Origin of the sequence: Bellilinea sp. (genome assembly GCF_034432615.1) — a bacterium.
GTDB lineage: Bacteria > Chloroflexota > Anaerolineae > Anaerolineales > Anaerolineaceae > Bellilinea.
Genome location: NZ_DAOUBL010000206.1, coordinates 1 through 1,826 on the forward strand (window position 1 = coordinate 1; position 1,826 = coordinate 1,826).

Here is a 1,826-nt window from a genome sequence, read left to right on the forward strand (position 1 = left end):
AGCCGCTGGAGAGTGCCGGCTGCGGCAGACTGCGAATTTCGCCGTCATAGCCGCGCGCCAGCATGGCGGCATACACCCGTTCAGCCCGTTCAAAGGAACGCAGGAAAAGACTGCCCGCCATGCCGCCGGCCACCCGCGCCCGCCACAGCAGGCTGCCGCCCGCCCGGCGGCTGCCATCGGCGCGGCTGCTGCGCGCCTCACGCGCCTGCAGCAGCTGGCGTGCGGTTTCACCGAAGACGAACAGGTAGCGGCTCATCAGGGCAATGACGGTGATGAGCAGGCGCGGGACTTTCAGAGCGCGCAGGGCGAGGAGAATGGAAGGGATGGAAGTCGCGAGCGTCAGCAAGGCGGCGGCCTGCAGTGAAATCCAGGCTTTGAGCAGAACGGCAGCAAAGCGCATCAAACCGGCTGCGGTCAGGGTCAGGCCGTTTCCCACAGGCAAGGTCAAAAGGGGTGTGCCGGGGGTGGTAAAAGCTAACGGCAGGGCAGCCAGCCCAAACGGCAGGGCCAGCCAGCCGCGCCGAATCAACTTGGCGAGTGGTACCCCACTGAGCAGCGCCGCCGCCCAGAGCGCGCTGAGCAGCAGCAGATAAGCCCCGCCGGGACGGTTGGGCAGCAGCGCGCTGGTCACAATCAAGCCCAGCGTCAGAGTGACTTTCACCCGGCCGTCCAAACGGTAAAGACCGCTTTCTTCTTTCCGCAGGGCAACCTGAATTTCGTCCATCAACCCTGGGTGCGCCGGCGCAGCAACCCGGCGGACATGGCTGCCAGCGTGACAACCACCAGCCCAAGGATGCCCGCCGCAATGGTCGCCAGGGCTTCATTGGGTATGCCCGGTACAAGGTAATCGGGGATGATTTCGTAAAACGGTGGGCGGGCGCTTTCAATGAACTGCAACTGTTCGGCAACCCATTCCAGTCCGTCGGGATGGCTGGATGCCAGCGGCGAAAAAACGGTGAGCAGCACGGCAATGATGCCGCCGCCCAGCCATACAGTGCGGTTGAGGGCTTGCTGGCGGTTTTCACTGCTCAACAAATCGGGCCGCGCAGCGTAAAGGAAGCCCAGCGCGCCGATGGTGATCAGCCCCTCGCCGATGCCGATCAGCGCATGGATGCCGCCCATCGCCGGCACAGCCAGATTGGCGGGCGAGGTGCCCGAAAGGGCCAGTTCCAATGCGCAGGCCAGCGCTGCCAGAAAGATGGAACTCCACGCCGCGGCAAACCCGCCGGCGAACAAACCCCAGCGCGCCTTGCCTGCCAGACGGCGGACGAGCGAAAAAACGGCGTAAGCGCTCCACACGCCGACAATGGCCATGTTGAACAGGTTGGCGCCCATTACCACCAGCCCGCCATCCTGAAAGAGCAGCGCCTGAACGCTGACCACGGAGGTCATCACCAGCATGGCGGGGTAGGGGCCGAGCAGAATGGTTGCCAGGGCAGCGCCAAGCAGATGACCGGAGGTGCCGCCGGTGACGGTGAAGTTCAGCATTTGGCCGGCAAAAATGGCGGCTGCCAGCACGCCCATCAACGGCACTTCCCGTTCGGAGAGGGTCTTTTCCAGCCGACGAACGGCACTGCCAATGAGGAGGATGGAAATCAGCCAGAGCGCCAGCGAAACCGGCAGGGAGAGGAATCCATCGGGGATGTGCATGGGTTGGGGACTGTAAAGCATGACAAAAACCTCGCAAATTTGATAGAATAACGTGAGTTCGGGATAAAATCAAAACATGGCAGGCAGTGAGGATTACCCCGACCTGCACCTCCCCCAAAATCGCCCCTGCGATTTTGGGGGAGGCGGGAGGGGGACGAAAATTCGAAAGTTGATGT

At 62.9% G+C, this 1,826-nt stretch carries 2 protein-coding genes; both read right to left on the reverse strand.

The window, feature by feature from the left end:
- A partial coding sequence (gene cbiQ, locus VAE48_RS09320) for a cobalt ECF transporter T component CbiQ (protein ID WP_322793054.1) occupies window positions 1-724 on the reverse strand: 724 nt, incomplete at its 3' end.
- Window positions 724-1,671, reverse strand: coding sequence for an energy-coupling factor ABC transporter permease (locus VAE48_RS09325; protein ID WP_322793055.1), 948 nt, complete (start codon window positions 1,669-1,671; stop codon window positions 724-726). The genes VAE48_RS09325 and cbiQ, both read right to left, overlap by 1 nt.
- Window positions 1,672-1,826 lie beyond the last annotated feature (155 nt).